At 70.2% G+C, this 22,960-nt stretch carries 18 protein-coding genes; 4 read left to right on the top strand and 14 right to left on the bottom strand.

The genetic code is table 11. From position 1 onward, the window contains the following. Positions 1 to 2: 2 nt before the first annotated feature. The 8 genes from SAOR_RS08575 to leuC form a co-directional block, all read right to left on the bottom strand. Positions 3 to 629 carry a phosphoribosylanthranilate isomerase gene (locus tag SAOR_RS08575; protein WP_123631058.1) on the bottom strand — a complete coding sequence of 209 codons (627 nt, stop codon included), beginning with the start codon at positions 627 to 629 and terminating at the stop codon, positions 3 to 5. Between the two features lie 42 nt (positions 630 to 671). After that, positions 672 to 1,463, bottom strand: a complete 792-nt coding sequence (truA, locus tag SAOR_RS08570) for a tRNA pseudouridine(38-40) synthase TruA (protein ID WP_245965429.1) — start codon at positions 1,461 to 1,463, stop codon at positions 672 to 674. A 192-nt stretch (positions 1,464 to 1,655) separates the two neighbouring features. Next, complete coding sequence (locus tag SAOR_RS08565; protein WP_123631057.1) at positions 1,656 to 4,508, bottom strand: FimV/HubP family polar landmark protein; 2,853 nt, start codon at positions 4,506 to 4,508, stop codon at positions 1,656 to 1,658. A 97-nt stretch (positions 4,509 to 4,605) separates the two neighbouring features. After that, positions 4,606 to 5,631, bottom strand: coding sequence for an aspartate-semialdehyde dehydrogenase (locus SAOR_RS08560; protein ID WP_123592661.1), 1,026 nt, complete (start codon positions 5,629 to 5,631; stop codon positions 4,606 to 4,608). A gap of 41 nt (positions 5,632 to 5,672) precedes the next feature. Then, positions 5,673 to 6,749 carry a 3-isopropylmalate dehydrogenase gene (leuB, locus tag SAOR_RS08555; RefSeq protein WP_123631056.1) on the bottom strand — a complete coding sequence of 359 codons (1,077 nt, stop codon included), beginning with the start codon at positions 6,747 to 6,749 and terminating at the stop codon, positions 5,673 to 5,675. 333 nt (positions 6,750 to 7,082) lie between these two features. Continuing rightward, on the bottom strand, positions 7,083 to 7,727 hold the full coding sequence (leuD, locus tag SAOR_RS08550) for a 3-isopropylmalate dehydratase small subunit (protein ID WP_123631055.1): 645 nt from the start codon (positions 7,725 to 7,727) through the stop codon (positions 7,083 to 7,085). 12 nt (positions 7,728 to 7,739) lie between these two features. Beyond that, positions 7,740 to 8,546 (bottom strand): class I SAM-dependent methyltransferase, encoded by an 807-nt coding sequence (locus SAOR_RS08545; RefSeq protein ID WP_123631054.1) that lies wholly within the window; start codon positions 8,544 to 8,546, stop codon positions 7,740 to 7,742. Positions 8,547 to 8,551: 5 nt separating this feature from the next. Then, the gene (leuC, locus tag SAOR_RS08540) at positions 8,552 to 9,964 is read right to left on the bottom strand and encodes a 3-isopropylmalate dehydratase large subunit (RefSeq protein WP_123631053.1); all 1,413 of its coding nucleotides are present in this window, start codon (positions 9,962 to 9,964) and stop codon (positions 8,552 to 8,554) included. Positions 9,965 to 10,072: 108 nt separating this feature from the next. Here leuC and SAOR_RS08535 point away from each other — a divergent pair, with 108 nt between their 5' ends. Beyond that, complete coding sequence (locus SAOR_RS08535; RefSeq protein WP_123631052.1) at positions 10,073 to 10,969, top strand: LysR family transcriptional regulator; 897 nt, start codon at positions 10,073 to 10,075, stop codon at positions 10,967 to 10,969. Here the strand turns inward: SAOR_RS08535 and SAOR_RS08530 are convergent. The 3 genes from SAOR_RS08530 to prmB form a co-directional block, all read right to left on the bottom strand. After that, a complete protein-coding gene (locus tag SAOR_RS08530) occupies positions 10,953 to 12,248 on the bottom strand; it encodes a L,D-transpeptidase Cds6 family protein (RefSeq protein WP_123631051.1) in 1,296 nt (431 codons plus the stop codon). The two genes, SAOR_RS08535 and SAOR_RS08530, sit on opposite strands and share 17 nt — an antisense overlap. Before the next feature lie 130 nt (positions 12,249 to 12,378). Next, complete coding sequence (gene aroC, locus SAOR_RS08525) at positions 12,379 to 13,482, bottom strand: chorismate synthase (RefSeq protein ID WP_123631050.1); 1,104 nt, start codon at positions 13,480 to 13,482, stop codon at positions 12,379 to 12,381. After that, on the bottom strand, positions 13,482 to 14,417 hold the full coding sequence (gene prmB / locus SAOR_RS08520; RefSeq protein WP_123631049.1) for a 50S ribosomal protein L3 N(5)-glutamine methyltransferase: 936 nt from the start codon (positions 14,415 to 14,417) through the stop codon (positions 13,482 to 13,484). The genes aroC and prmB overlap by 1 nt, the downstream gene beginning before the upstream one ends. Before the next feature lie 185 nt (positions 14,418 to 14,602). Between prmB and asd the strand changes: the two genes are divergently transcribed. Further along, positions 14,603 to 15,499, top strand: a complete 897-nt coding sequence (gene asd, locus SAOR_RS08515; RefSeq protein WP_123631048.1) for an archaetidylserine decarboxylase — start codon at positions 14,603 to 14,605, stop codon at positions 15,497 to 15,499. Positions 15,500 to 15,592: 93 nt separating this feature from the next. Here asd and epmA read toward each other — a convergent pair whose 3' ends face one another. Both epmA and efp read right to left on the bottom strand, forming a co-directional pair. Continuing rightward, positions 15,593 to 16,546 (bottom strand): EF-P lysine aminoacylase EpmA, encoded by a 954-nt coding sequence (gene epmA, locus SAOR_RS08510; RefSeq protein ID WP_123631047.1) that lies wholly within the window; start codon positions 16,544 to 16,546, stop codon positions 15,593 to 15,595. A gap of 19 nt (positions 16,547 to 16,565) precedes the next feature. After that, positions 16,566 to 17,138 carry an elongation factor P gene (gene efp / locus SAOR_RS08505; protein WP_123631046.1) on the bottom strand — a complete coding sequence of 191 codons (573 nt, stop codon included), beginning with the start codon at positions 17,136 to 17,138 and terminating at the stop codon, positions 16,566 to 16,568. A 71-nt stretch (positions 17,139 to 17,209) separates the two neighbouring features. Here efp and epmB point away from each other — a divergent pair, with 71 nt between their 5' ends. Continuing rightward, positions 17,210 to 18,271, top strand: a complete 1,062-nt coding sequence (gene epmB / locus SAOR_RS08500; RefSeq protein WP_123631045.1) for an EF-P beta-lysylation protein EpmB — start codon at positions 17,210 to 17,212, stop codon at positions 18,269 to 18,271. A gap of 31 nt (positions 18,272 to 18,302) precedes the next feature. Then, positions 18,303 to 20,408: an EAL domain-containing protein gene (locus SAOR_RS08495; protein WP_123631044.1), complete on the top strand. Its 2,106-nt coding sequence runs from the start codon at positions 18,303 to 18,305 to the stop codon at positions 20,406 to 20,408. Positions 20,409 to 20,714: 306 nt separating this feature from the next. On the opposite strand, the gene parC is transcribed toward SAOR_RS08495, so the two are convergent. Next, the gene (gene parC, locus SAOR_RS08490) at positions 20,715 to 22,952 is read right to left on the bottom strand and encodes a DNA topoisomerase IV subunit A (RefSeq protein ID WP_123631043.1); all 2,238 of its coding nucleotides are present in this window, start codon (positions 22,950 to 22,952) and stop codon (positions 20,715 to 20,717) included. Positions 22,953 to 22,960 lie beyond the last annotated feature (8 nt).

The raw sequence follows: 22,960 nt of genomic DNA, 5'->3' as shown, positions 1-22,960 counted from the left end.
GCTCATCCTGCTCTGGTTACCGCATCCACGAAGGCGTGCATGCGCTCTGGGTCCTTGACGCCCGGCGCGCTCTCCACGCCGCTGCTCACATCCACTGCATACGGCGCAAAACGCCGAATGGCTGCACCGACGTTGTCGGCATCGAGGCCGCCGGCGATCACCAGCGGCATGTCGGGCAGCGCGGTGTCATTGTGCCACTCGAAGCGCTGGCCCTGCCCGCCCGCGGCGCCGGCGCGGTTGGCGTCCAGCAGCAGCCCGTGCGCCTCCGGATAGGCCCCGGCCCAGGCCGCGGGGTCGGCGTCGGCCTCGCCCATGGGCACGGTCTTGATATAGGGCATGTCGAAGGCGCGGCAGTATTCGGGCGTCTCGCGGCCGTGAAACTGCAGCATGGAGGGGCGCACCCGATCGATCACGGCCTGCACGTCGGCGGCCGCGGCGTCGAGAAAGAGCGCAACGCGGGCCACGAAGGGGGGCATGCTGCGCGAGATCGCCAGCGCCTCGTCGAGATCCACGTGACGGGGGCTGTCGGCGTAGAAGACGAAACCGATCGCATCCGCGCCGGCGGTCACCGCCGCGCGCGCGTCGGCTTCACGCGTGATGCCGCAGATCTTGACGCGAACCCGTTTCATCGGCTGCTGCGCACGCCTCGAGCGTTGGAACGATCCTCTATTCTACCAGCCGCCATCGTCCAGCGCCGGGGGCGGCAGGCCGAATGCCGGGTCGTGAAACACCCGTCGCAGCGACAGCCCCTGCGCCGGCGCGGTCATGCCGGCGACCCGCCGATCGCGACCGGCCAGCAGTCTCGTCAGCCACGCCGGATCGCGCTCACCGCGGCCGATCGGCAGCAGGCTGCCGACGATATTGCGCACCATGTGGTGCAGAAACGCGTTGGCGCGCACGTCCAGGCGCAGCCAGTCGCCCGTGCGGGTCACGGTGAGCCATTCGATCGTCCGCCACGGGCTGCGGGCCTGACAGGCCGCCGCGCGGAAGGCGCTGAAATCGTGCTCGCCCACGAGCTGGGCGGCTGCGGCATGCATGGCTTCGGCATCGAGCCGATGATGGCTGTGAAAGGCCCGGTTGCGCCACAGCGCGCTCGGCGCGGTGCGGTCGAGGATCCAGTAGCGGTATTCGCGGGCGAAGGCGCCGAAGCGGGCGTGAAAGGTGTCGGGCACGGGCCGGCACCACTGCACCGCGATATCGTCGGGCAGATACCGGTTCGTGCCGAGCACCCAAGCCCGTTCGCGACGCTCGACCGTGGTGTCGAAATGCACGATCTGGCCCTGGGCGTGGACGCCGGAATCCGTGCGTCCGCTGCAGACCGTGCGCACGAAGGTATCGGCCACCCGCGATAGCGCGGCCTCCAGCGTGTCCTGCACGCTCGGCGCATGCGGCTGGCTCTGCCAGCCCGAGTAGTCGCTGCCGTCGTATTCGATACAGGCCGCCCAGCGCATGTCAGCGTCCACCGCGACGTCGTGCGGCCGCCGCCGATGTAAAGGCCGCGGTGGCCATGCGGCCAAACCGCGTCGCCCGTGCCGGCGCGGCGCTCGAAGCGCACAACGCGGCTTCGCGGTGTCCGTGTCCGTGTCGGTCGATGCTCATCGGCAGGCCGTCCCTTCGAACGCACGATGTGCTGTCTCACGAGCCATCGGCACCGCCTAGCCCAGCCGCTGCATGAGCTCGCGCGCGGTTTCGCGCTGGTCGGCGTTGCCGTCCGCGGCCGCCTCTTCGAGCAGCTCGCGCGCCGCCTCCGGATCGTCCATGTCCAGATACATACGCGCCAGATCCAGACGGATGTCGATTCGATCGTCTTCGGTGTCGGCAGCGCCGTCCTCGGCCTCGCCGCCCTCGTCCAGATCGAACTCGCTGGTATCGATCGGCGGCAGCGACGCGCCCTCATCGGCCACCGGCCGCGGTTCGCTGTCGGGCGAATCCGAGGTATCCAGTTCGAAGGCCAACCCGGGGTCCGCACCGCGATCGTGCTGGCGCGCCTCGCCCTCAGCCACCTCGGACGCCTGCCAGTCGTAGCCGCCGATATCGTCTGAGGAGGTATCGAGTTGTAGGCCGTCGCCGGCGTCGCCGGGGATTTCCGCCGATGCCCGCGGCGATGCCTCGGCCTGAGGCCCGAGCTCCGCGTCGTCATCCGAAGGCGCAGGCGGCTGCGAGGGCTGCGAGGGCTGCGAGGGCTGCGAGGGCTGCGAGGGCTCGGACGGCTCGGACGGCTCGGACGGCTCGGACGGCTCGGACGTGTCCGGCGTGTCCGGCGTGTCCGGCGTGTCCGGCGTGTCCGGCGTGTCCGGCGTGTCCACAGGATCGTAGGCTGAAGACACGTCGATGTCGGGTTCGCGATCCGTCCTCACAGGAGCGTCGCCCCCTGTGACCGCATCGGGCGCCGATGCCCGATCGTGATCCGCCGAATCGTATGACGCGGGGACGACCGAAGGCGGCGCATCGGTGGGGTCGTGATCGGCCGGATCCCGCTCCTGCACCGGGGCGGGGGCCGCGGGCGCGGGCCGGGCCGGTTCCGCGGCACGCCCCGACGCAAACCGCGGGTCGTCCGGACGCAGGACCCGTCCCATCGCCGCGACGCCGGCCCAGCGCACCCCGCTGCCCGCCAGCGCGCTCTGGAACCGCGTGATTGTGTCGCCGAAGGCGTTCGCGTCGCCGGCCAGATACTCGAGTTCGATGCGCTTGTCCTGCAGCGCGGCATCATCGGGAGCCCGCGCCAGGGCCTCGTCGAGCGTGGCACGCGCCTCGTCGAACAGGCCGATCTCCATCTGGCGATCGGCGTCATCCAGCGCGGCCCCTGTGGTCGGCACGGAAGAGGCGACCGGCGTCGCGGGCCGGGCGGGCGGCGGCGTTTCCCCGGCGGTCGTCTGCGTCGACGTGGCCGTTACCGCATGCGTTTCGTCCTCGTCGTCGTTACCGAAGTCCAGCGCCACCGGTCGATACTGGCGCCGACGCTGCCAAGCGATCAACAGTCCGACGAGGGCCGCGAGCAGGGCGAGCAGCAACAGATTGCGGATGGAGAACAGGCCGCCGCCCTCGCCGGCGGCGGCGACATCGCGCTCGCCCGCCGCCGCGATCGGGCGTGAGCCGTCGTCGCCGTCGGTGCCCGACTCTTCCGCGGTGTCGGAGGCTGCATCCGCTTCGCGGGCGTCGCCGTCCCCGGAATTCGCCTCCGATCCCGCGCCCGCGACGGCCGGGCCGGCCTCATCCGCGGCCGACGGCGCATCGACGGCCGACGAGGCGGCCGCGGCGGCCTCCGATTCGGGAGCCGATGCCTCGGTGTCGCTTGTCTGCGGGCGGTCGACGTTCGAATCGACCGCGGTCGTGCCGCCGGTCACGTCACCGTTCTGTGGATCGCCGGCGTCGACCGTCATCGGCGTCGACGGCCCGGACTCGTCTTCGCCAGCAGGGTCGGCGCGTTCAGTGTCGGCGCCGTTCTCCGCAGTCTGATCAGCCACATCGGACGCGGCGGGTCCGGCCCCGGTATCAAGCGAGAGGCGCGATCCGGTATTCGCCGCATCGGCGAAGGCGGGTGCCGACAGGCGACCGAAGCCGGACGCCCCCTCGCCCGCCACACGAGGCTCATCCGCGCTCCCATCCGCCGTCGAGCCCTCGACGCTGGGCGGCTGCAGACGCAGCCGGGCCCGGCTCGATGACGGCTCGGCGTCTGCGGCCGCTGCCGGCGTGTCGCCGTTCTCGGCCACAGCCGCGGGCGCCGGCTCCCGGCTCGGCCGCTGTGTGCGTACCGTCGATCGCGCTGCGGCTGCGTCGATCGCCGCCACCCGTGCCCGGCCGGGCACGGACAGGGTCGCGCCGCGCCGCAGGACGTTCATGCTCTCGCCGAAAGCCTGCGGGTTCTCCCGGTACAGCGCCACCTGCATCTGTTCGCGGGTCACGTCGGGATAACGCAGACGGGAGGCGATGCTGAACAGCGTATCGCCGGCTCGAATCGGGCCATAGGAATCGGCGGTGTCGCGACCGGCGGCGGTCGTCGGGTCGCTGACCGACTCGACCGCCGCCCTGTCTTCGCGCCGTGCCGGGGCCCGACGATTCGGCGGCGCACTGCGGTCCGCCGCGGCCGGCGCCCGGCCGGGCGGATCCAGCAGGACGGTGTATTCACGCAGCGCCCGGCCGCCGCCGGTTCGGGCTTCGAGCAGAATACGCACGAAGGGCTCGCGCACCGGTCCGCGCGTCGTCAGATGTACCTGCGCCTGCCCCGAACCGGTGGCCGCGACATCGATGCGGATATCGTCGGCGAGCGCCGTGCGCTCAATGCCGAAACGCTCGAACATCGCCGGCGGCGCGACGCGCACCGACAGCGTGTCGGCTTCGTCTGCCGAAAGGGCGGTCAGCGTGACGCGGGCATCCAGCGGTTCGTTGAGGGCCGATTCCAGCCGGAGAGCGCCGAAGCCGAGCGCGAACGCCGCGCCCGCATAACCGAGGCACAGCAGCACGGCGAGGCCCGCGCCGAGGCGCCGGATTGTCGGCATGAGATCAAGCACGGGCCCTGCATCGCTCCCGGTGGCGGACTTCCTGGCGGACGGCCGGCGCCTGCCGCCGCGACGCCGGCCGCGGGCCGACGCCGTGGCGGTGCAATCTCTACAGATACGTCTCGATCAGCTTCTCGGCGATCTGGACACTGTTGAGCGCCGCGCCCTTGCGCACGTTATCGGCCACGACCCAGAAATCCAGACCGTTGTCGTGCGAGATGTCCTCACGGATACGCGAGACGTAGACGTCGTCGGTGTTGGCCGCCTCGGTCACGGCGGTGGCATAGCCGCCCGCCTCGCGGGTGTCGAGCACCGACACGCCCGGCGCGGCCCGCAGCAGCTCGGTCGCCTTCGCGGCCGTGAGCTTGTCGCGGGTCTCGATGTGGACGGCCTCGGAATGGCCGAAGAACACCGGCACGCGTGCGGCGGTCGGGTTGATGCGGATGTCGGGCTCGCCGAGGATCTTCTGCGTCTCCCAGACCATCTTCATCTCTTCCTTGGTGTAGCCATTGTCCAGGAAGACGTCGATGTGCGGCAGCGCGTTGAACGCGATCTGCTTGGGATAGGCCTCGGGCTTCTGGATCTCCTGGCCGTTGAGCAGGCGCGCGCTCTGGTCGGCCAGCTCGCGGATCGCCGACGCGCCGGAACCGGATACCGCCTGATAGGTCGCCACGTTGATCCGCTCGAGGGTGGCGAAGTCATGCAGCGGCTTGAGCGCGACCACCATCTGGATGGTCGAGCAGTTGGGATTCGCGATGATCCCGCGGTTGCGGTAGTCCGCGATGCGCTCGGCGTTGACCTCCGGAATCACCAGCGGCACGTTCTCGGCCTGACGGAAATGCGACGTGTTGTCGATGACCACGCAGCCGGCCTCGGCGGCCTTCGGCGCGAATTCCTCGGAGATCGAGCCGCCCGCGGAGAACAGGCCGATCTGGACCTGCGAGAAGTCGAACTCGGCCAGGTTCTGGATGGTGACGTTCCGACCCCGGAACTGGATCTTCTTGCCGGCGGAGCGCTCGCTGGCGAGCGGATAGATATTGCGGATCGGGAAGTTCCGCTGTTCGAGGATGCTCAGCATGGTCTCGCCGACGGCGCCGGTGGCGCCGACGACGGCAACGTCGTATTCCTTGGCCATGTAGGGTTCTCAACCGTTCTGCGCGGGTGGATAGACGCTTTTCAGCGTAGCATATCGACGATCGCGCCCCCCATCTCCTGGGTGCTCGCCATCTGCGTTTCGTCGTCCATGATGTCGCGGGTGCGCAGACCGCGATCCAGCGCGTAGCCGACCGCGTTCTCGACCTTCGCCGCCAGATCCGCGCGGCCGAGGGTGTAGCGCAGCATCATGGCCACGGAGAGGATGATCGCCAGCGGATTGGCCACGCCCTGGCCGGCGATGTCCGGCGCGCTGCCGTGCACCGGTTCGTAGAGGCCCTTGCCCGCCGCGTCCATGGACGCCGACGGCAGCATCCCGATCGATCCGGTCAGCATCGCCGCGGCGTCGGAGAGAATGTCGCCGAACAGGTTGCCGGTGACCACCGTGTCGAACTGCTTCGGCGCCCGGACCAGCTGCATGGCGGCGTTATCGACATACATATGGGTGAGCTCGACGTCCGGGTAGTCGCCGGCCAGGCCGTTCATGATGTCCCGCCAGAGCTGAGAGACATCCAGCACGTTGGCCTTGTCCACGCTGCACAGCCGGCCGCTGCGGGCGCGCGCGGTGTCGAAGGCGGCCCGGCCGATGCGCTCGATCTCGGCCTCGTCGTAGCGCATGGTGTTGTAGGCCTCGCGACGGCCGCTGGCGGTGGTGTGCAGCCCCGAGGGCTTGCCGAAGTAGATGCCGCCGGTAAGCTCGCGCACGATCATGATGTCCAGCCCGGCCACGATCTCGGGCTTGAGCGCGGAGACATGCGCCAGCTGGGGATACAGGATCGCCGGGCGCAGGTTCGCGAACAGGCCCAGTTCGCTGCGCAGCCGCAGCAGGCCGGACTCGGGGCGCTTGTCGCGCGGCTGTTCGTCCCAGGCCGGGCCGCCGATGGCGCCGAAGAGCACGGCATCGGCCTCGCGCGCGGCGGCCAACGATGCCTCGGGCAGCGGATCGCCCTCGGCGTCGATGGCGGCACCGCCAACCAGCGCTTCGTCCAGCTCGATGTCGAGCCCGTGGTCGCTGGCCAGCGCGTCCAGCACGCGGACCGCCTCGCGGCAGATCTCGGGCCCGACGCCATCGCCGGGCATGACGAGTATTTTCGCGGTCATGAGTCGTCCCTTGTCCGGTATGCGGCGATCGCGCCGCTTGGGCCTGTTGCCGTGTCGTACGAGTTCGCGCCAAGCGCTGTTTTGCGGCAAGACGAGGCGTAGTACGCGCCGTGCAGTGGTTCTGCACAAGCGTGCTGCAACGCTGGATTGCCGTCGTGTTGTTTATTTCCGGGCGCTTGTCCCTTCGGGTTGGGCCGCCCATAAAAAATTGACCATGGGCGCCCGACGGCGTTGCGAGCCTGGGTCGTGGCACGCCACGACGCGGCGGCTCGCGCCTTGCCGGACACGATTTGCGGTCTCCAACGGGGCGCTCGTACGACACGGCAACAGGCCCTAGAGTTCACGAAAGATCCAGGGCTTTTCGCCGGCCCGCCGCGCCTCGAACGCCCGGATCGCATCGGCGTGCTGCAGCGTCAGGCCGATATCGTCCAGGCCTTCGAGCATGTTCTTGCGCCGGTAGGCGTCGATCTCGAAGTCGCAGGCCGTGCCGTCGTCGAGGCCGATACGCTGCTCGACCAGATCGACGCGCGCCTCCAGACCCCGGCGCGCCTCGGCCGCGGCGAACAGCGCATCGACGGTTTCGGCGGGCAGCGCGATCGGCAGCACGCCGTTCTTGAAACAGTTGTTGTAGAAGATGTCGGCGAAGCTCGGCGCGATCACGCAGCGGATGCCGAAATCCTCGAGTGCCCAGACCGCGTGCTCGCGCGAGGAGCCGCAGCCGAAGTTCTCGCGCGCCAGCAGGATCGAGGCATCGCGATACGGTTCGGTGTTGAGCACGAAGTCCGGATTCTCGCGCCGCGTGGCGACGTCGACGTCCAGCCCGCCGGCATCGAGATAGCGCCAGTCGTCGAACAGATGCGGGCCGAAGCCGGTGCGCCGGATCGACTTCAGATACTGCTTGGGAATGATCGCGTCGGTGTCGACGTTGGCCCGGTCCAGCGGTGCGACGATACCGTCGTGAATGGTGAATGCCTGCATGAGGTTCTCTCGTTAAGGGGTTGTCGCAAAACGGTTCGCACCCGGCCGGCGCGCGACGAAGCGAAGCCGCACATAGGGTGCGGTCCAGTGGCCGTCCGCGTCCTGCATCACCGGTGCGAGCCGGGCGCGAACCGCCCGGATGTAATCCCGGCGGTCGTCGCCCGCAGCGAAGGCGTGCACGAACGGCCGCGCGAGCGTGGTCAGCCAATCATCGATGTCGCCCGGCAGCGGCGTCGGCCGTTCGAAGCAGTCGTCACGTTCGATCGAGAAACCGGCCGTTTCGAGTTGTTTCAGATAGGTTTTCGGCGCCGGAAAAACCCAGGGATCGAGCGCGTCGGGTTCCCGACCGCGGGCGGCAGCCTCGGCCCGCAGGGCCTCGCGTATCGGTGCCACATTGCCGGCCACGCCGAACTCGGCCACGAAGCGCCCGCCCGGCTTCAGCGCCGCATAAACGCCCGCGATTACCGCATCCGGATCTGACTTCATCCAGTGCAGCGCGGCGTTGGAGAACACGGCGTCGAAAGCTTGGGTGAACGCCAGCCGCTGGCCGTCGCCGGCCTGCACCGACAGTCCGCGCTCGCGGGCGGCGGCCAGCAGGGCCATGCTGCTGTCGAGGCCCAGCACGTCGGCGCCGTGGGCCGCGATGCGCTCGCTCAGGGCGCCGTCACCGCAGCCCAGATCGAGTATCCGCTCGCCCGGCGCCGGCGCCAACCAGTCGACCAGGGAGGCCGCCCGGTCGGCGACGAAGCGGGCGTGCCGGCCGTAGGCCTCGGCGTCCCAGCCGGCATCGGCGCCGCTGCCGCCCGCGTTCGCGGCCACCGCGTTCACCGGCCGGTGGCCTCGAGCTCGCGGATGTCGACGAAGTGCCCGTAGACCGCGGCCGCCGCGGCCATGGCCGGGCTGACCAGATGCGTCCGGCCACCCTTGCCCTGGCGGCCCTCGAAGTTGCGGTTCGAGGTCGACGCACAGCGTTCGCCGGGCAGCAGGTTGTCGTCGTTCATGCCCAGACACATGGAACAGCCGGCGTCGCGCCACTCGAAGCCCGCCGCCCGGAAGATCACATCCAGGCCTTCCTTCTCGGCCTGCAGTTTCACCAGGCCGGAGCCCGGCACGACCATCGCCAGCTTGATGTTGGGCGCGATGCGCCGCCCTTCGAGATAGTGCGCGGCCACGCGCAGATCCTCGATCCGGGCGTTGGTGCAGGACCCGAGGAATATCTTGTCGAGCATGACCTCGGTCAGCGGCACGCCGGGGGTCAGGTCCATGTATTCGAGCGCGTTGCGCCAGCCTTCGGCCTGGGTCTCGCTGCCCGCATCCTCGGGGGCCGGCACCCGCGCGGTCACGGGTACCACCATCTCCGGCGAGGTGCCCCAGGTCACCTGCGGCGCGATCTCGGCGGCGTCGAGCACCACCACGCGGTCGTACTCGGCGTCGTCGTCGGAGACCAGCGTGCGCCAGTAGGCCTCGGCGGTCTCCCACTGGGCGCCTTCCGGCGCATAGTTGCGCCCGCGCATGTAGTCGATGGTGGTGTCGTCAACCGCGACCATGCCGGCCCGCGCGCCGGCCTCGATGGACATGTTGCAGATCGTCATCCGCCCTTCCATCGACAGCGCGCGGATCGCCTCGCCGCCGTATTCGATGACGTAGCCCGTGCCGCCCGCGGTGCCGATCCTGCCGATGATGGCGAGCATGATGTCCTTGGCAGAAATACCGGGCGCGACCTGGCCGTCGACACGCACCAGCATGGTCTTCGAGCGCGACTGCGGCAGCGTCTGGGTGGCCAGCACGTGCTCGACTTCGGAGGTGCCGATGCCGAAGGCCAGCGCGCCGAAGGCGCCGTGGGTGGCGGTGTGCGAATCACCGCAGACGATGGTCATGCCCGGCTGGGTCGCGCCCTGCTCCGGGCCGATGATGTGCACGATGCCCTGGCGCGGATCGCCCATGCCGAACAGGCGGATGCCGTGTTCGTTGCAGTTGGCCTGCAGCGCCTCCACCTGGGCCCGCGAGATGGTGTCGGCGATGCCGCCCTCGCGGTTGATCGTGGGTACGTTGTGATCGGGCACCGCGAGGTTGGCGCTCACCCGCCACACGTCGCGCCCGGCCAGACGCAGGCCCTCGAAGGCCTGGGGCGAGGTCACCTCGTGGACCATGTGGCGGTCGATGTAGAGCAGGCCGTTGCCGCCCTCCTCGCGCACCAGGTGTTCGTTCCAGATTTTCTCGTACAACGTCTGACCCATGACGACTTCCTCACTGGCGATACGCGCGAAAGCGTATGGGTCGCCGGCGAATAACTCAAATGAATGTTATCGATATAATCCATTACTTTTCGGAACCAGTTGCAGCCCATGCAGACCGAATCCATCCGCGCCTTCGTCACCATCTGCGAACAGGGCTCGTTCCAGGCCGCGGCGCGGACGCTGCACCTGAGCCAGCCGGCGATCAGCAAGCGCCTGGCCAATCTCGAGGAGCGGCTCGGCCATCCCCTGTTCGACCGGGTCGGACGCGGGGTCGCCCTCACCGAGGCCGGGCGCGCCTACCTGCCGCATGCTCGTGAGCTGCTGGCCGTGCTCACCGACGGCCAGCGTGCCCTCGACAATCTCGGCGGCCGCGTCGCCGGCCCGCTCCGGCTGGCGCTCTCGCACCATGTGGGCCTGCACCGCATGCCGGCGGTGCTGCGCACCTACGTCCGCCGCTATCCGGACGTGGAACCGCAGATTCTGTTCATGGATTCGGAGACCGCCTGCCGGGCGGTGGCCAACGGCACCCGCGAGCTCGCGGTGATCACCCTGCCGACGTCGCCCCATCCCGTGCTCACCGAACACGCGATCTGGGACGACCCCATGCGCGTGTTCGTCGGCCGCGACCACGCCCTGGCGCAGCGCACGGCGGTCGACGTCGCGGACCTGGCCGCGCATGCCGCGATCCTGCCGCCGGTCGACAGCTACACCTACGCCATCATCGAATCGGCGCTGGCGGCCCACGACGTAGCGGTGGCCCCGCGCATGACCAGCCACTACCTGGAGACGCTGCGCATGCTGGCCGGCGTCGGCATCGGCTGGACCGTGCTGCCGGCGTCCATGGCGCATCCCGAACTCGTGCGTCTCGAGCTGCCGGGGCTGGCCCTGCACCGGCGGCTGGGCGCGGTCCGGCACCCGCAGCGCAGTCTGTCCAACGCCGCCGCACGCCTGCTCGCCCTGCTCGAGGACGAGCGCGGCGACGCCCCGTTCAGCTCTCGCGAATGATGCGCCAGCCGCCGTTCTCGCGTTCGAGGGTCACCTGCTTGCGCTCGCGATCCGAATAGCCCTCCGACTCGTAGTGCTGCTCGAAACGGGCTTTCACCGCCCCGTCGGCACCGCGCGTCACCCGGATATCGTCGAGTTCGACACGAATCCAGTCCGGCGATTGCACGCGCTCGCGCCGCGTCTCAGCCCAGGCCGCCCGGCTCCGGTCGCCGGCGGGCTCGAAGTTGTCGCTGTAGGCGTCGAGATAGCCCTGCACATCCTGATCGGACCACGCCTCGGCCCAATTCTCGAGCGCAGCGCGCACATCTGCAGCCACCGCATCGGCCGAGGCCCGGGCCGGGTCGCCATCACCCGTGGGCGCGGTGTCGCCCGCGGCCGTGAAATCGACCGTGTCGGGCGCGCCTTCGCGCAGGATCCGCCAGCCGTCATCGGTCTCGGTCAGCAGCAGCGCCTTGGCCTCGACGTCCTGATAGGTATCGGAGCGATAGCGCTGCTCGAAGCGGGCCAGCGCCTGATCGCCGCGGCGCTCGATGCGCGTATCGCCGAGACTCACCTCGATCCGCGCCGGCGAGGACACGCGTTCGCGGCGTTCGGCAGCCCAGGCGGCACGGCTGTCCGCCTCGGCCGGCACGAAATCCTCGGCGTAGACCCCGAGATAGGCGGCCACGTCCTGCGCCGACCAGGCGTCGGCCCAGCGCTGAACGGCCGCGGCCGGCGTGTCCGCATCCACGAGGGCGCGATCGGCGCTATCGCCGTCCGCCGCGCTCGTGTTCGCGCCGGCGTCGGCATCGCCTGACGTGTCCGCTGCGCCGATTCCGCTGCCGCCGGCGTTGTCGATGAAGGCGGCGAGCTGCTCGCGCTTGGCGCGGGCGATGGCGTTGTCCTCCTCCAGATCGCCCGCGCGGCCGTAGGCCTCGCGCGCTAGTGCTACGTAGATGTCGCCGAGATTCTCCTGGGCCGGACCATGTTTTGGATCAATCCGGATGGCGCGCTGGAGCGCGTCGCGCGCACCGGTAAGCGAGCCCCGGCGGGCCCGCAGCACGCCCAGATTGTTCCAGGCCTCGGCCATATCCGGGCGCTGCCCGGTGAGACGCTCGAACACCGATATCGCGGCCTGCGTGTCGCCGCTACGGGCCAGTGCCAACCCCTTGAGAAACCGCGCCTTGCTGTCGTCGGGCCGCTCTGCGAGCACGGCCTCGAGCTGCTCGACGGCCTGGGCGTAGTCGCCTTCCGACAGCGCTTGTCGGGCGGCCTGCATGTCGGCATGCGCGATAGACACGCCGGCGGCCGTGAGCGCGGCCAGAGCGAACCGCCGTGTTCGCACAAATCCTTTTGTTATCAATCGATCCCCCGTCGTCGCTGCACACCGGCATCACTATGCCCGACACGAGCGGCGCGAGGCGAGCGGTTCAGCCGCCGGGCTCGCCTCCGATCGGCGGCAGGCCGCTGTCGACGTCGGCGTTCTGGCCGCGGTGGCGCAGCGCGTGGTCCAGCAGCACGATCGCGAGCATGGCCTCGGCGATCGGGGCGGCACGCAGACCCACACAGGGATCGTGGCGGCCGGTGGTGCGCATCTGCGTGGCCTGGCCGCGGGTGTCGATGGTGTCCCCGGGGATGACGATGCTCGAAGTCGGCTTCAGCGCCATGCTGGCGCGGATCGTCTGGCCACTGGAGATGCCGCCCTGAATCCCGCCGGAGTGGTTGCTCCGGAAGCCGGTCGGCGCCATCTCGTCGCGGTGCTCGGAGCCGCGCGTCTCGACCACGCCGAAACCGTCGCCGATCTCCACGCCCTTGACCGCGTTGATACTCATCAGCGCCTTGGCGATATCCGCATCGAGGCGGTCGAAGACGGGTTCACCCCAGCCCGGCGGCACGCCGGCGGCGACGACGTCGATGCGCGCACCAATGGAGTCGCCGTCGCGTCGCAGGGCGTTGATGTAGTCCTCGAGTTCGCCCAGGCGTGCGGGCTCGGCGCAGAAGAACGGGTTCGTATTGGCGGCATCCAGGTCCTCGCAGGCCAGCCGGATCGGGCCCATCTGAGCCAGATAGCCCTGGATACGCACGCCGAAGCGCTCAGCGAGCACCCGGCGTGCGATCGCACCCGCGGCCACCCGCACGGCGGTCTCGCGGGCCGACGAACGGCCGCCGCCGCGATAGTCGCGCACGCCGTATTTCTGCAGGTAGGCGTAGTCCGCGTGGTTGGGCCGGAACACGTCCTTGATCTTGGAATAGTCGCGCGAGCGCTGATCGGTGTTCTCGATGATCACCGCGATCGGCGTGCCCGTGGTCACGCCCTCGAACACGCCGGAGACGATGCGCGCCTCGTCGCCCTCGCGGCGCTGGGTCACGTAGCGCGACGTCCCGGGCTTGCGCCGGTCGAGATCGGTCTGCAGCAGCGCCTCGTCGATCGCGATGCCCGGCGGGCAGCCGTCGACCACGCAGCCGATCGCCGGGCCGTGGCTCTCGCCGAAGGAGGTCACGGTGAAGGCCTGTCCCCAGGTGTTGCCCGCCATCAGTGACGCTCCTGCTGCTGTGCGGCGACCCAGGCCGCCAGATCCTCCGCTTCGAGCACGCCCACGCCGAGCCCGCCGCGCTCGAGATCGACCCAGGTGATGGGCAGATCCGGGTGACGCTGCTCGAGCGCGAACGCGCTGTAGCCGACCTCGAGCACCAGCAGGCCGTCCTCGACGAGATAGTCGGGGGCCGCGAACAGCAGACGGGTGACCAGCGACAGATCGTCGCTGTCGCCGTGGAAGGCGAAACCCGGTTCGTGCCGATACTCGGGCGCCAGCCCGGCCCACTCGGCCTGGCTGACATAGGGCGGGTTGGTCACGATCAGGTCGAAGCGCTCGGCCGGTAGACCGTCGAACAGATCCGCCTCGACGTATTCCACCTGCGGCCCGATGTCGTGCTTGTCGCTGTTGATCCGGGCCACGTCCAGCGCGTCGGCGCTGGCATCGGTGGCGACCACCCGCGCCTCCGGAAACGCCAGCGCGCAGGCGATCGCGATCGCGCCGCTGCCGGTGCACAGATCCAGGATCGCCAGCGGCTCCCGATGGCCGAGCCAGGGCTGGAAGGCGTTCTCGACGAGCTCCGCGATCGGCGAGCGCGGCACGATCACGCGTTCGTCGACGAAGAACTCGAGCCCGGCGAACCAGGCCTTGCCGGTCAGATAGGCCGCGGGCAGCCGCGTGTCGATGCGCCGCTCGATGGTCGCGCGCACGGTCTCGCGCTCGGCCGGCGTCAGCGTGGCCTCGAGATAGGCATCCGGGAGGCTGTGATCGAGTCCGAGCGCGTCCAGCACCAGATGCGCGGCCTCGTCCACGGGATTGTCGCTGCCGTGGCCGAAGGCGAGCCCGGCCGCGGCGAAGCGCGATGCACCCCAGCGGATATAGTCGAGCACACGCGTGAGCGTGGCGGTGATGTCCGGGGCGCTGTCGTGGCTCATATGTCGGATACCCGGGCGACCGTGCCCGTCGATCTGTCGGTTGGTGTCAGGCGGGCCCGTCCGCCGGCTCCCGCCGTTGCGGCCGGCGCCGGTGCGGGCGCGACTAGGATAAACCACCGGCCCTGCTTTGCGTGACGGCCGCCGGGCGCTAGGCTTGCGCTGCCCGTTGCCAACCTCGCATGCCCATGTCCGAACGCACGCCGGCGAGCCACGCCGACCGGCTTTTCGCCGCCCTGTTCTGGCTGCTGCCCACCCGGCTGATCTCGCGCGGCGCCCACACGCTGGCCGGGGCCCGCGCCGGCTGGCTGCGGCGCGCGCTGATCGCGGGCTTCCTGCGTCTGTACCCGGCGATCGACATGACCGAGGCCGAGGAACCCGACCCGCAGGCCTACCCGTCCTTCAACGCATTCTTCACCCGCGCGCTGGCGCCCGGGCAGCGCCCGCTGCCGAGCGATCCGGAGACCGTCGTCTCGCCGGTCGACGGCACGCTCGGGGCCTGCGGCGAGGCCCACCGGGGCACGATCTGCCAGACCAAGGGCATGACCTACGACCTCCAGACTCTGATGGGCGGCGACGAGGGCTGGGCCGCCGCCTTCCTCGGCGGGCGTTATGCCACCTTCTATCTCGCGCCCCACGACTATCATCGGGTGCACATGCCGCTCGACGGCTGCGTGCGCGACATGCGCTACGTGCCGGGGCGGCTGTTCGGCGTCAATCCGCGCTGCGTGCGCGCCATCCCGCGCCTGTTCAGCCGCAACGAACGCCTGGTGACCCTGTTCGACACCGCGGTCGGGCCCATGGCGCTGATCATGGTCGGCGCCTTCATCGTCGGCGGCATCGAGACCCGCTGGGCCGGCACGATCTGTCCGCCCCATCGGCGCGCGCCGCACCGCCAGCCCGTCGCCGAACGCGACATCGACGCCGCCTACCACGCGCGCGGCGAAGAGATGGGCCGTTTCGCCATCGGCTCCAGCGTCATTCTCCTGTTCGGCCCCGGCGCCCTCGAATGGCCGAACACCCTCGCCGCCGGCCGGTCCCTGCGGTTGGGCACACCCATCGGCCGGCTCGGCACCGGCGCCTGAGCGCGCCCGGCTGGCCGCCACGGGCGCAAGCGCGCAGCTCGGCGCGCTGGCTCGAGACGTTTCGACCGTGCTCGGCTGGCCGGATACGCGGCGTCAGCGACGCGCCCAGGCGAACGGCAGCACCGCGCCGATGCCGTCGTGGCCGAGCATGAGCGCGAGCAGCCGGTCCACGCCGAGCGCCACGCCTGCGCTGGCGGGCAGGCCGTGATCCATCGCTGCGAGCAGCGCCGTGTCGGTGGGCACCGGCGCCGCCCCGGCGGCTTCGCGTGCCTCGTTTTCACGGGCCATGGCCGCACGCGCGCGCTCCGGATCGGTCAATTCCTGGGCGCCGTTGGCGAGCTCGACGCCCTGCCAGTAGATCTCGAACCGACGGCTGATCCGCGCGTCCGCCGGTTCGATCTCCACGAGCACGGCATCGTCGGCCGGAAAGCCGCTGACACAGACCGGCCCGTTCCGGCCGAGTCGCGGCTGCACCACGACGCTCATGAGCAGATCGAGCCAGAAGACGCGGCTGTCGGCCGGCGCCCCGGGCGGGGCGACGCCGCGTTCGTCCGCGGCCCGGGCGAGCGCCGCGGGCCCGGCCGCGAGCGGATCGAGGCCGACGTGCTCGCGAAAGACGTCGCGATAGCGGACCCGCTCGACCACGGACGTACCCGCCACCGCGGCCAGCAGCGCGGCGGTCTCCTCGACGACGTCGGCCATCCTGGCGCCGGGGCGATACCACTCCAGCATGCAGAATTCGGGGTTGTGCCAGCGGCCGGACTCGCCGGCGCGGAAGACGTGGCCAAGCTGGTAGATCGCGCCGCTGCCGGCGGCCAGCAGACGCTTGAGCGCGTGTTCAGGCGAAGGGGCCAGCCACCCCGCGCCCGCGACCGACAACGCATCCAGCCCGCGTTCGGCGGGCGGCGCGCGGCCGATCACGCCGGTATCGACCTCCATCACGCCGCGTTCGGCCATGAAACGGCGGACGTCGGCGAACAGCGCCGCACGCCGCGCCAGCGTCTCGCGGGTCGCGCTCGGCCGCCAGCTCGGCGCCTCGTCGGTCAACGCGCGGCGGCCGGGCCCGTCAGCCCTCGCTGGCGCGGGAGACGTATTCGCCCTTGCGGGTGTCCACGCGCAGCACCTCGCCCTCCTCGATGAACAGCGGCACCTGCACCACCGCGCCGGTCTCCAGCGTCGCCGGCTTGGTGCCGCCGCTGGAGGTGTTGCCGCGCACCCCCGGATCGGTCTCGGTGACCGCCAGGGTGACAAAGTTCGGCGCATCGACCTGCAGCGGTACGCCGTTCCACAGCGTCACATCACAGTGGTCCTGGGGCTTGAGCCATTTCGCGGCGTCGCCGACCGCGGCCTCGCTGGCCTGATACTGCTCGAACGAGTTCGGCTCCATGAAGTGATAGAACTCGTCGTCCTGATACAGATACTGCAGATCGAGATTGAACACGTCGGCGGCCTCGACCGAGTCGCCCGACTTGAAGGTCCGCTCGACCGTACGATTGGTCTTGAGGTTGCGCACCTTGACGCGATTGAACGCCTGCCCCTTGCCCGGCTTGACGAACTCGTTCTCGACGATGGTGTAGGGATCACCGTCGAGAATGATCTTGAGACCGCCCTTGAACTGATTGGTGTTGAACTGCGCCATAGAAAAACTTCCGGATCGGTCGAGCCAGCGGCGTGTTGGCGCGCGAGGCGCCGCACTCTAGACTGGAGGGCATGGAACACGCGCCCGCCGAGCCCTCGAGCGCCGCCGCGCGAAAGCGCGTCAGTCTATCGCAAAGCGCGCCCCGCTGGCAGCAGGCGATGCGCGAGGCCGTCACCGACGTCGACACTCTGTATGACGCACTCGAACTGCCCGCCGAGGGTCGCGCCGCCGCCCGCTCGGCGACGGCGCTGTTCGGCCTGCGCGTGCCGCGCGGCTATCTCGCCCGGATGCGCCGGCGCGACCCGCACGATCCGCTGCTGCGCCAGGTCCTGCCGGTCGCCGACGAGCACGCCGAGGTCCCCGGTTTCGACTGGGATGCCGTCGGCGACAACGCGAGTGCCGCCGGCGACGGCGTGCTGCACAAGTACCACGGCCGGGCGCTGCTGATCACCACCGGCGCCTGCGCGGTGCATTGTCGCTACTGCTTCCGGCGTCATTTCGACTATGCCGGCCAGCACGCCGGCGGCGCCCACGCCGACGCCGCCCTGGCCCGCATCGACGCCGACCCGAGCATTCGCGAGGTCATCCTCTCCGGCGGCGATCCGCTGTCGCTGAGCAACCCGCGCCTGGCGGCACTCGGCGAGGGCCTCGACCGCATCGACCACGTAAGCCGGCTGCGGCTGCACACACGGACCGCCATCGTGCTGCCCGAGCGCATCGACGCCGGGTTCATCGACTGGCTCGCCGCGCGCCGCCAGCAGGTGGTCATCGTCGTCCATGCCAACCACGCCAACGAACTCTCCGACGATGTCTGCCGGGCGCTCGCGGCGCTGCGCGCCACCGGTGCCACCCTGCTCAATCAGGCGGTGCTGCTGGCCGGCGTCAACGACAGCCCCGACGCGCTCGCCGCGCTCAGCGAAAAACTCTTCGCCGCCGGCGTGATGCCGTACTATCTTCATCTGCTGGATCGGGTCGCCGGGACGGCGCACTTCGAGGTCGACGAACGCCGGGCCGACGGCATCATGCAGCAGCTCGCCGCCCGCCTGCCGGGCTATCTCGTGCCGCGGCTCGCGCGCGAGACCCCCGGCGCGGCGGCCAAGAGCGTACGCGCGACCACGGCGCCGGGACGTTAGGCTGGACGCAAGCAAACAGGGGGACTCAGGCTTGAATCAGGCACAGGCGAGCGCCGCGGCCACGTCCGAGGCGACGCCGGAAACTCTCAAGGCAGTCGTGATCGGTCGCGAACAGGACGCGATCGAAGCCGTGCGCGCGGCGTTATCGGCGCAGCCGCATGATTGCGAACTGATCCATGCCAGCGATCCGGCCAACGTCGTCTCGCCCGAGCAGGTGGGCACGATCGCGCTCTACGGCCTCGTCTGCCCGGCCGAAACAGACAGCGCCCGCCGGGCGCTGGCGCTGTTGCGCAATCTCGCCGGCGACGCCCCGATACTGCTGTTCGTCACGGCCGAGGCGGGTCTCGATGCGGTACAGGCCGTGGCCGAAGGCGCCTGGGATCTGTGTCCGCTCGACGACGCGTCGACGCTGAATCGGCGCGTCGCGCAGGCGATGGAGATCGGCCACAGCCGCTTGGCACGCCACGATCTCGGCCAGCGCCTGGTGCACTCGCAGCGCCGGCTGGACGTGCTTCTCAGCCAGGGCGAGGACGCCCGGGCGAGCCTCATCGACGGCCGTATCGTGGACGCGAGCCCGGCGTTCGCCCGGCTGCTGGGGCTGGCGGACGTCGCCGACGCGAACGGCCTCGATCTGCTCGACGCGGTCGCCGAGCACGAACGCGGCCGGGTCGAGGAGGCCATCGCCCAGGTCGCGCGCGAGCACACCGACACGTCGATGGTGTTCGATCTCGCCACGCGCGAAGGCCGGCGCCAGCCGGTGCGGGCACTGTTCCAGCCCGGCGTGGACGAATCCGGCGGCCGCCAGCGCGTGAGCGCCGTGTTCCAGGCCTCCGATCAGGGGCGCGCGCCCATCGCGAACGCGCCACAACGACCGCTGCACGACGGCCGCATGGCCCTGCACAAGGTACTTGCCCACACCGACGCGCGCAGTCCGGAGCGCGTCCCCGGCCTGATATTCGTGGCCACCGACGGGATCTCCACGCTGCAGGATCGTATGGGTCTGGCCCAGAGCGACCTCGTCCTGCAGGAGCTGGGCCTGTTCCTGCTGGAGAACCTGCGCGGCGAGGATCGCGTGTTCCGCTTCGGCGCGGGTGAATACGTGCTGCTCGTCGAACGGCATTCGAGCCGCGAGATCGCCGAGAGCGCAGAACGCCTTCACCAGATGCTCTCCGAGGAGATCTTCGGCGACGAACGCCACAGCGCGACGCTGTCCGCCAGCGTCGCCCACATTCCCCTGGTCGCGGGCGGTGCGCACAGCGCCGATCAGCGGCTGCGCATGGTCATGGACGCCGCCTACGACCTGCGCGCCGAGGGCGGCAACGCCTGCCGCGCCTGCGAAACCTCGGAGGCGGAGCAGGCCGATCCGGCAGCCGACGCCGAGCAGTGGGTACCGCGGCTGCAGCAGGCGCTGGTTCGCGATCGCTTCAGCCTGGCCTATCAGGGCATCACCAGCCTGGCCGGCGACAGCCAGCCCTATTTCGACTGTCTGCTGCGCTATGTCGACGATCGCGGCGCGCTGGTGCGGCCGGGCGAATTTCTGGGCGCTGCGGAACAGGCGGGCCTGATGCCCGAGATCGATCGCTGGGTCGCGCGCCGCGCGATCGCGGTCATCGACCAGCAGCGGGCCAAGGACGCCCACATCACGCTTTTCGTCAAACTCTCGGCAGCCACGCTATCGGACGCCGATGCGTTCGTGGCCGCCCTCCGAGAGGCGGTGCGCGAACGCGCCATCCCGCGGCACCAGCTGATCCTCAGCCTGCGCGAGGACGACGTCCGCGCACAGACGCATGCGGCCCGCGCCCTCGCCCGCACCCTCGACGAAGACGGCTTTCGCGTCGCCCTCACCCATTACGGCAGCACGCCCAAGGCGATCCAGGTGCTGGACAACCTCCCGGCCGCATTCATCAAGCTGGCCCCGGATTTCGCCCGGCAGGTCCTCGGCGGCAACGAGGATGGCCAGCTCGGCGCGATCATCGCCAATGCACGTGAACGCCGGATCCCGCTGATCGCCGAACAGATCGAGGACGCCAACAGCATGGCCCGGCTGTGGCAGGCCGGCGTGAACTATGTGCAGGGCCACTTCATCCAGGAGCCGGACACCGAGGCGCTCGCCCACACCGAGAACCGTCTGCGCTGAGCGGGCGAACGCCCGGCTGGCGGCAGCCCCGGCAACGACGCCGTGCCGGGCCGCGCACCACGCGCGATCCGGCGCGCTCGGATCGTCCCCGCCGGCTGCGATGGAAGCCATCTGACGACCGGCCCGAAAGCGACGGCGGCCGACGCCGCGATGTTCGCGGGACGGCCCCGGGCGGTGACGAGGACCACGCGTTATCCGGCGTGCGGCCCGTCGGCACTTGCCCGGGCACCGACACCGGTTCGAACGCACGTGCGGCGTGGCAACCGCGGCCGACCCTGAAGACCGCGGGTCAGCGGTTCGTCGGTATCACGACGCCGGTTTGCCGGCAGCCACCGCGAGCGCCTGGACCTGGGTGTAGCCGCGGGGCAGTTTCCGCCCGCGCGAGGCGCGCGGCCCGCGATAGGGGTCGCGCTCGCCGGACTTCAGCGCCATGTGGCGCTTGCCGCTGTAGAGCAGCAGCGTCGCCTCGGCCGCGATCGCCTGCACCGCCACGACCGATTCGTCGCCTTTCAGCGCGATCAGCTTGTTGCCCTTGCCCTTGGCCAGCACGGGCAACTCCTCGATGGCCAGGCACAGCAGCTGGCCGGCGCTGGTGACCACGCAGACCTCGGCGTCGGCGGCCGCAACGAGGGTGGGCGCCAGCGCCACGGCGCCCCGGCCCGGCGTGATCGTGGCCTTGCCGGACTTCTGGCGGCTGGCCAGTTCGCCGAGGGTGGTCGCGAAGCCGTTGCCGGCGGTGCTCGCCAGCACGCATCGCAGCGTTTCGTCGCCCAGGGCCACGCCGACGAAGCGCGCCCCGTCCGCCGGGCTCAGGCTGCCGGTGAGCGGCTCGCCCTGGCCGCGGGCCGAGGGCAGCTTGTGCGCGGCCAGGCTGTAGCTGCGCCCGGTCGAATCGAGCACGATCAGCGTGTCGTTGGTGCGCCCCGGGGCGTGCGCGAGGTAGTCGTCGCCGCTGCGGAAGTTCAGCCCCGGCGCGTCGACGTCGTGGCCCTTGGCGGCGCGGATCCAGCCCTCGCGCGAAAGCACGACGGTGATCGGCTCGCTCGGCAGCAGATCGGCCTCGGACAGGGCCCGGGCCTGGCCGCGCTCGACCAGGCGGCTGCGCCGTTCGTCGCCGTACTGCTCGGCGTCGGCGGCGATCTCGTCGGCGATCAGCCGGTTGAGCTTTTCCTTCGAGCCGAGCGTGGCCTCCAGCCACTGGCGTTCCGCCTCCAGCTCGTCCTGCTCGCCGCGGATCTTGAACTCCTCGAGCTTCATGAGGTGGCGCAGACGCAGGTTGAGGATGGCGTCGGCCTGGACGTCGGTGATCGAGAAGCGCTCCATCATCACCGGCTTGGGCTCGTCCTCGGTGCGAATGATGTGGATGACCTCGTCGATGTTCAGGTACGCGACCAGCAGTCCTTCGAGGATATGCAGGCGGTCGGTGACCGCGTCCAGCCGGTGTTCCAGGCGCCGCGTGACCGTGGTGGTGCGATAGGTCAGCCATTCCGACAGCAGATCGCGCAGGTTCTTGACCCGGGGCGCGCCGTCCAGACCGATGACGTTGAGATTCACGCGCACGTTCTTCTCGAGCCCGGTGGTGGCGAACAGATGCGCCATCAGGGCGTCGATGTCCACGCGGTTGCTGCGCGGCACGATCACCAGCCGGGTCGGGTTCTCGTGGTCGGATTCGTCGCGCAGGTCCGAGACCATCGGCAGTTTCTTCGAAGCCATCTGGGCCGCGATCTGCTCGAGCACCCGGGCGCCGGAGGTCTGATACGGCAGCGCGTCGATCACCACCTCGCCGGCCTCGACCGTGTAGGTCGCGCGCAGACGGATCACGCCGTTGCCGGTGGCGTAGAGATTCCGGATCTCGGCGGCCGGGGTGATGATCTCGGCGCCGGTCGGGAAGTCCGGCGCCGGCATATGCGCAATCAGCGCGTCGACGTCGGCGTCGGGGTGTTCCAGCAGATGGGTGGTCGCCGCGGCCACCTCACGGATGTTGTGCGGCGGGATGTCGGTGGCCATGCCGACCGCGATGCCGGTGCCGCCGTTGAGCAGCACGTTGGGCAGGCGGGCCGGCAGCGTGACCGGCTCGTCGAGCGTGCCGTCGAAATTGGGCTGCCAGTCGACCGTGCCCTGGCCGAGCTCGGAGAGCAGCGTGGCCGCATAGGCGGTCAGCCGGGATTCGGTATAGCGCATCGCCGCGAACGATTTCGGGTCGTCGGCGGTGCCCCAGTTGCCCTGCCCGTCGACCAGCGGATAGCGATAGGTGAACGGCTGGGCCATGATCACCATGGCTTCGTAGCAGGCCGAATCGCCGTGCGGATGGAACTTGCCGATGACGTCGCCGACCGTGCGCGCGGCCTTCTTCGGCTTCGAGGCGGCCGACAGGCCGAGCTCGGACATGGCGTAGACGATGCGCCGCTGGACCGGCTTCAGACCGTCGCCGACATGCGGCAGCGCCCGGTCGAGGATGACGTACATCGCATAGTCGAGATAGGCCTTCTCGGCGAAGGTGTTCAGCGGCAGGCGCTCGCTGTCGTGTTCGAAAGGGGTGGCCATGAGTCTGG

It is taken from the genome of Salinisphaera orenii subsp. orenii MK-B5 (assembly GCF_003788635.1).
Taxonomy (GTDB): Bacteria; Pseudomonadota; Gammaproteobacteria; order Nevskiales; family Salinisphaeraceae; genus Salinisphaera; species Salinisphaera orenii.
The sequence above is the reverse complement of the archived record's forward strand: the minus strand, read 5'-3'. Positions and strand labels throughout refer to the sequence as shown.

Bases quoted from the DNA above. Each gene is read 5' to 3' on its own strand.
- epmB (WP_123631045.1), top strand. From the start codon at position 17,210: ATGGAACACGCGCCCGCCGAGCCCTCGAGCGCCGCCGCGCGAAAGCGC.
- efp (WP_123631046.1), bottom strand. From the start codon at position 17,138: ATGGCGCAGTTCAACACCAATCAGTTCAAGGGCGGTCTCAAGATCATT.
- SAOR_RS08575 (WP_123631058.1), bottom strand. From the start codon at position 629: ATGAAACGGGTTCGCGTCAAGATCTGCGGCATCACGCGTGAAGCCGAC.
- asd (WP_123631048.1), top strand. From the start codon at position 14,603: ATGTCCGAACGCACGCCGGCGAGCCACGCCGACCGGCTTTTCGCCGCC.
- leuD (WP_123631055.1), bottom strand. From the start codon at position 7,727: ATGCAGGCATTCACCATTCACGACGGTATCGTCGCACCGCTGGACCGG.
- leuC (WP_123631053.1), bottom strand. From the start codon at position 9,964: ATGGGTCAGACGTTGTACGAGAAAATCTGGAACGAACACCTGGTGCGC.
- aroC (WP_123631050.1), bottom strand. From the start codon at position 13,482: ATGGCGGGCAACACCTGGGGACAGGCCTTCACCGTGACCTCCTTCGGC.
- parC (WP_123631043.1), bottom strand. From the start codon at position 22,952: ATGGCCACCCCTTTCGAACACGACAGCGAGCGCCTGCCGCTGAACACC.
- prmB (WP_123631049.1), bottom strand. From the start codon at position 14,417: ATGAGCCACGACAGCGCCCCGGACATCACCGCCACGCTCACGCGTGTG.
- SAOR_RS08560 (WP_123592661.1), bottom strand. From the start codon at position 5,631: ATGGCCAAGGAATACGACGTTGCCGTCGTCGGCGCCACCGGCGCCGTC.
- SAOR_RS08535 (WP_123631052.1), top strand. From the start codon at position 10,073: ATGCAGACCGAATCCATCCGCGCCTTCGTCACCATCTGCGAACAGGGC.
- leuB (WP_123631056.1), bottom strand. From the start codon at position 6,749: ATGACCGCGAAAATACTCGTCATGCCCGGCGATGGCGTCGGGCCCGAG.